Consider the following 6,445-nt stretch of genomic DNA (forward strand, 5'->3'; position numbering starts at 1 on the left):
GACCCGTCGCCGGTCGTGGTCGCCGACGACGACATGGCCGAGCTGCTCTACACGTCGGGTACCACCGGGAAACCGAAGGGCTGTGTGCATTCGCATCGCAACGTCATCATGGCCGGGATCACCGGCGCCCTGGCCGTGCAGTACACCCAGGACGACCGGGTGCTGCTGGCGATGCCGATCTGGCATTCGTCGCCGCTGAACAACTGGTTCGTGGCTGCGCAGTACCTGGGAGCGACCACCGTGCTGCTGCGCGAGTATCACCCGCTGCACTTCCTCGAGGCGGTCCAGGACGAGCGTTGCACCATCTATTTCGGTGCCCCGATCAGCTACCTCGCCCCACTGGCGATGGTGCCCAACTTCGACGAGTTCGATCTGTCGTCGATACACGCCTGGATCTACGGCGGCGGTCCGATCGACGCGAAGAACGCGAGGGTGCTGATGGACAAGTACCGCAGCGACCGTTTCTACCAGGTGTATGGGATGACCGAGGCAGGCCCTTCGGGCACCGCGCTGTTCCCCTCCGAGCAGGTCACCAAGGCCGGTTCGATCGGTCGCACCGCGCTGCCGGGTGCCAACGTCAAAGTGATGAAGAGCACGACCGAAGAGGCAAGGGCGGGCGAGGTCGGCGAGGTCTGGCTCATGGCCGATTCCATGATGGTCGGCTACTACAACGACCCCGAGGCCACCAGCGCCGCCTTCGAGGACGGCTGGTACCGCACCGGCGACATCGCCAGGGTCGACGAGGACGGCTACCTCTACATCGTCGATCGGATCAAGGACATGATCGTGACCGGCGGCGAGAACGTGTACTCCAAAGAGGTGGAGGACGTCATCATGTCGCACCCGGCCGTGGCCGGCGTCGCGGTAATCGCCAAACCCCATCCCGAGTGGGGCGAGACCGTCCTCGCGTTGATCGTGGCGAAACCCGACACGACGGTGAGCGCAGACGACCTCACGGCGTTCCTCGGCGACCATCTCGCCAAATACAAGATCCCCCGCGAGTTCCGCTTCGTCGACGAGCTGCCATACACACCGACCGGCAAAGTCATGAAGTATCGGCTTCGCACCCAACTCGACTCCGACCCGGCGTCAGACTGAAGAGGCGACATGTACGACTTCGTATTGAACGACGAACAACGCAAGCTGCGTGACGAGGCCCGCGACCTCGTCGCGTGGGTCCCCAAAGACATGATCACCAAGATGGACCGCGACGAGATCCGTTTCCCGACCGAGTTCCTCGCCGAGGCGGGACGTCGCAACCTGCTGGGTTGTCGCTTCCCCAAGCAGTGGGGTGGCCGGGACATGGACTGGGTGACGACGTGCGCGGTGATGGAGGAGATCGGCACGCTCGGCTACATCTTCGCCTGCACGTTCGGGGTGGGCGCCGAACTGGTGTGTGATGCCATCATCACCCACGGCACCGACGCCCAGAAGGCCAAGTACGTCAAGCCGCTGCTGGCGGGCGAGATCTTCGCCGCCGAGGGTCTCACCGAGCCACGCGGCGGATCCGATTTCTTCGGCACCACGACGTCGGCGGTCGAGGTCGACGATCACTTCGTGCTCAACGGGCAGAAACGCTTCATCGTCGGCGCGGAGGGGGCGGACTTCTTTCTGGTCTACGCGAGGACGAACACCGACGTGAAGCCCCAGGACGGGATCACGGCGTTCATCGTCGATCGGGGCCCAGGGGTGACGGTCGATTATCTGTACAACCTGATGGGTTCCCGAGGCGGAGGCGCGGGGCGTGTCGTGTTCAAGAACGTGATCGTGCCCAAGGAGAACGTGATCGGCACCGTCGACGGTGGGGTGCACGTGTTCAACACGATGATGATCCCCGAACGTCTCGGTACCGCAGCGATGACCATCGGGCCCGCCACGGCGGCTCTGGAGGTCGCCGGCGGCTACACGACCCGCCGCAAGGCGTTCGGCAAGACGATCAACCGGTTCGAAGGGGTCAGCTTTCAGGTCGCCGAGGCGTCCATGCTGCTCGACGCCGCACGGTCCATGGTGTACACGACCGCACGCGCCGTCGACGAGGGCGCAGACACCGGCATGACCCGCAGGTACATCTCGGAAACGAAGAAGTTCGTGACCGAGTCGTGCCAGAAGGTGGTCCACAACGCCATGCAGGTCATGGGCGGGATCGGCTACACCTCCGTGTACCCGATCGAGCGTCACTATCGGGACCTGCGCCTCGCGTCGATCTGGACCGGCACCAACGAAGTGATGAGCATGATCATCGCGCACGAGTGGTACCGCGAGTACGCCGACCGCCATGGCCGCGGCGCCACCTACCGTGACTGGGAAGCCGACGCCGTCGACGCAGACGACACCGACGAGAAGGTCTACGAATAGAGACTCTTCCCCTGGCAGGGGAAGTGGCCGAGGCGCTTTGGCCGAGGTCGATGGGGTAGAGAATCTTCCCCCAGACCGCACCCTCAGCATCTCCCCAGCCGGCCCTTGTGCTCAAGACGTAGTGGTCTCGCGTCGATGCAACGGTGACAGGAAGGTCAGTTCATGCAGAGGAGCCTCCACGCAGCGATACCGTTCGTACTCGTCGCGCTGTTGGGCGTGGCGTGCGGCCCGGCCGGCGCAAGCCCCACCACGACAGCCCTCACCACCACGACGACCGCGGCCACGACGACCACCGCGGCACCGATCCTGCCGCCTCCCCCGCCCATGTCCCAGCCGGCGACCACTCAACCGGCCCAACAATCCTTCGACCCGGCGAACCCTCCCCGGTTCGTGCACCACAACTTCATCGACCTGTCGATGATCGCCATGATCTCCAAGTTCCGTTCCGGTGTGGGCCACGACTTCAGCCAAGGCACCGGCGAGACGTGCCGCAGCATGAAGCACTATCTCGAGCCGGTCGGGATCGACGACGCGTTCTGGCAGAAGTTACGGGCCGGGCAGGCGAAGCCGGAGGACTGGCCACAGGTGGGCTACTTCGCGCCGGTCGACGGCGAGGTGGTCGACATGCGCCAGGCGACCGACGCGTTCGGTGAGCCGGAGGTCCAGTTCATGTTTCAGTCGGTCGAGTATCCGCAGGTGAGCTTCCTGTTCTTCCACGTGCGTGCGGTGGACGGCCTGGCCGTGGGGTCCCGATTCACCGCAGGTGAGCCGCTGGGCACGGTCGCCGGCGGATCGTCGGGAGAGATCGGCGTGTCGCTGATCGTCGACCACCACGAGACACTCGTATCGTTCTTCGAACTCGTCGACGACGACGTCTTCGCCGAGTACCAGGCTCGAGGTGTCGAATCGATATCCGAGCTGATCATCAGCCGTGAGGAGCGAGACGCCAACCCACTGCAGTGCGAACCGGGTTCCGACCACGGACGCTTCATCGCAAACTCGTCAACCACCGACAAGGCCGAGTACGACCAATGGTCGATGGGCCCAGACAACTGGGTGTTCCTCCACTGAGCAGCTCTCGTGCTTCCCTGAACCGTACTGGGTTTGTTCGAGGGCCTTACTTATTGGCTTCCGACTGGTTACCGTCGGCGTATCAGGCATGGCGGTGTCCTCGAACTCTGCCGCTGGGACGTCGGCCTGGTATCCGTGGAACCATTGCGTCTCGTACCAGTACACCCAGCCCGACCTGGCGAACTCGACTGGAGCTCCCCCTGTGAGCCGGACAGGTTCACAGGCGGAACGCCGGCTGCCGTCAGCAGAGTCCCCTGTTACATCCCCACCATCAACCGACCCCGCTCTTCTGCGAAGAGCCCGCAGTGGCGGAGTACGAAGTCACTGTCCGACGCGACGACGCCAGGCTCGGCCTCGACGCAGGCCCGGACATCACCCGTCATCGAGGAGGCGTCTTCTCTCCGATACGTGGAACCCCCGCAGCCTGAACTCGTCCAGGAGGCCGGCTCCGTCGATGGCGTTCTCCACTTCGATCACACCCGGGCCACATCGACCGGTGGCGAGCCGGTGCATGATGATGGCGGCGTGCCAGCCGGTCGCCGTCTGCATGGCGGTGAAGGGAAGGTCTTCGGGCGGGTAGCTGATCACATCGAGGATGATCTCGTTGTCCTTCCCGTCGATGACGCCGAGGCCGACGACCCGGTTGACGACGACGTCCCGGAAGTCTTCGGGGGCACGGATCTTCGGCTCGATGAGCGCATGGAACACCTCGCGAGGAACCACCTTGGTGTCCCCGACCATGATCGGCTCTTCATCGAAGAGGCCCGCATCGCGGAAGGCCTTGAACTGGGCGGCGTGGCCCGGGTAGCGGAGGGTCTTGTTCTTCAGTGTCTTGATCTTGCCCGCCAGGGTACGGGAGAGGGTCGTCAACCCGCCGGAGGTGGGAAAGGCCTCGAGTGTGCCGAACTGGTCGAACTCGAGGGTTTCGTACTCGTCCGGGTCGAAGACTTCGACCGGGCGCTGCTCGCCGTCGATGATGTAGAGGGCGTGACCCCAGTACTCGTTGGTCAGACCATCCATGTTGAAGGTCAGCCGATAATGCCAGGGCGGCTCCGGGGAGGCGGGTATCCCCCCGTCGTAGAGGACCACCGAGTCGGCTTCGTCGAAGCGCCGGGCCACATGGGCCATGAGGTTGGCTCCGGTGCCCGGGACTTGACCACAGTCGGGGACGATGCCCACGCCGGCCGTTCGGGCCGCCTCGTCGGCCTCGAACTGGGCCCACACGACCTCGGCGTTGCCGCCGAGGTCTGCGAAGTGGGTGCCGGCGGCGATGGCGGCGTCGGTCAACCCCACGTTGAGACGCCAACTTGCCGACCCCAACACGACGTCGAAGCGGGCCATGAACTCTTCCACCGCGCCTCGATCAGTGGCGTCGAGTGTCTGGTGCAAAACGTCGACGTCGGCGACGCCGTCGACGAGACCGGCGACGAGCTCCGCCGCCCGCATCCCCGTCTCTGGAACTCGATCGGCGAAGACGACGGTCTGGGCCTCTCCTCTGACGCACAGGTCGTAGGCGGCGGCGACACCTTGACGGCCCGCGCCGATGATCCCATAGCGAGGTCTCATCTTGGCTTCTCCTTCCTTCTTCCTATGTACGCTTCCACGACCTGCGGCTGATGTCTCACTTCCTCGGGTGGACCTTCGGCTATCACCTTCCCGCTGGCCATGACCAACAGCCGGTCGCAGAGAGAGGTGATCAGCCGAAGGTCGTGGTCGATGATCAGGACCCCACATCCCCATCGGGGATCATGAGGGATGGCTCTGATGGTTTCTTCCAGATCGGCAGACTCGACGTCGTTGAGACCGGCGGCCGGCTCGTCCAACAGCAGATACCTGGGGCGGGTGGCCAAGGCACGGGCGATCTCGAGGCGCCGCTGGAGACCGTAGGCGAGGTGACTCGACGGGGTCGACCCCAGATGGCCGAGACCCAAACGCTCGAGATGCTCATCCACCACCTCGTCGATGGGGCGGTCGGGGTTGCGAATGACTGCGGCAACGTTGTCCCACACGCTGAGACCGCCGAACAGACGGACCGTCTGGAAGGTGCGGACGACACCCGCCCTGGCGATGGCGTCGGGTGCGACCCCGGTCATGTCGCGGCCGTCGACCTGCACGGTTCCTCCGTCCGGATCGAGGAGCCCGGTGGTGACGTTGACGAGGGTCGTCTTCCCCGAGCCGTTGGGTCCGATCACACCCAGAATCTCCTCCTGGTCCAGCCTGAACGACACATCCTTGAGCGCCGTGAGGCCCGCAAAGTGCTTGGTGACGGTGTCGACGACGAGACTCATTTGCGCCTCTTCCACGATCCGAGTTCCCGCCCTCCGGTGATGCCTTGGGGGGCCACGATCAGCACGACCATGATCAGGGCGGCCAGAGCCAGCTGGATCACACCCGGGAGCTCGCTCAGGTGGATAGGGCCCAGGGTCAATCCCCGTTCCAACGGCCGGAGCATCTCGGCCAGCACCGTGACCACCGCCGTGCCGATCACAGCTCCCGACACCGACGACATCCCGCCAATCACGAGCATCGACAACAGCGTGAATGTCTGGGCGAAGAAGAACTGGTGCGGTCCAAACGCCAGGTTGTTCAGTGCCCACACGGCCGCCCCTGCCCCCATGAGGACGGCACTGGTCATCCAGCCAAGGAAGCGGCTGCGTGCCACCGAGATCCCCAAGGCGGCGGCTGCGGCCTTGTCCTCCCTGACCGCCTGGAGGCGGAGGCCGATCGGAGAGGCGGAAAAGAGCAGGGCCACCCCTGTGATGATGACGGCGGCAACAAGGGCGATCGGTGTGCTCACCAGGTCTGGGATCCGCAGAATCCCGATGGTGCCCCGAGTGACGGTATCCCAGTTGGAGAAGACGGTATACATCATGACCAGCAGCGCCAGAGTGGCCATGACCAGCCCCATGTCCTCCATCTTGGAGATGGTCGCCCCCGTGAACGCTGCGATGACCAATGCGACCAGCACGGCGGCGAGGATCGCTCCCCACAGTCCCGTCTCCATGCCCCCCAGCCAGGC

At 64.7% G+C, this 6,445-nt stretch carries 6 protein-coding genes; 3 read left to right on the forward strand and 3 right to left on the reverse strand.

From position 1 onward, the window contains the following. The 3 genes from GWP04_11590 to GWP04_11600 form a co-directional block, all read left to right on the forward strand. A partial coding sequence (locus GWP04_11590; protein NIA26195.1) for an AMP-binding protein occupies window positions 1–1,098 on the forward strand: 1,098 nt, incomplete at its 5' end. A 9-nt stretch (window positions 1,099–1,107) separates the two neighbouring features. Next, complete coding sequence (locus GWP04_11595; GenBank protein NIA26196.1) at window positions 1,108–2,355, forward strand: acyl-CoA dehydrogenase; 1,248 nt, start codon at window positions 1,108–1,110, stop codon at window positions 2,353–2,355. Between the two features lie 162 nt (window positions 2,356–2,517). Beyond that, the gene (locus GWP04_11600) at window positions 2,518–3,426 is read left to right on the forward strand and encodes a hypothetical protein (protein ID NIA26197.1); all 909 of its coding nucleotides are present in this window, start codon (window positions 2,518–2,520) and stop codon (window positions 3,424–3,426) included. A 372-nt stretch (window positions 3,427–3,798) separates the two neighbouring features. On the opposite strand, the gene GWP04_11605 is transcribed toward GWP04_11600, so the two are convergent. The 3 genes from GWP04_11605 to GWP04_11615 form a co-directional block, all read right to left on the reverse strand. Further along, window positions 3,799–4,992, reverse strand: coding sequence for a hypothetical protein (locus GWP04_11605; protein ID NIA26198.1), 1,194 nt, complete (start codon window positions 4,990–4,992; stop codon window positions 3,799–3,801). Then, window positions 4,989–5,714 (reverse strand): ATP-binding cassette domain-containing protein, encoded by a 726-nt coding sequence (locus tag GWP04_11610; GenBank protein NIA26199.1) that lies wholly within the window; start codon window positions 5,712–5,714, stop codon window positions 4,989–4,991. The genes GWP04_11605 and GWP04_11610 overlap by 4 nt, the downstream gene beginning before the upstream one ends. Next, a partial coding sequence (locus tag GWP04_11615; protein NIA26200.1) for a branched-chain amino acid ABC transporter permease occupies window positions 5,711–6,445 on the reverse strand: 735 nt, incomplete at its 5' end. The genes GWP04_11615 and GWP04_11610, both read right to left, overlap by 4 nt.

Source organism: Gammaproteobacteria bacterium, from assembly GCA_011682695.1.
In the GTDB taxonomy this organism is placed as follows: Bacteria; Actinomycetota; Acidimicrobiia; order Spongiisociales; family UBA4744; genus BMS3Bbin01.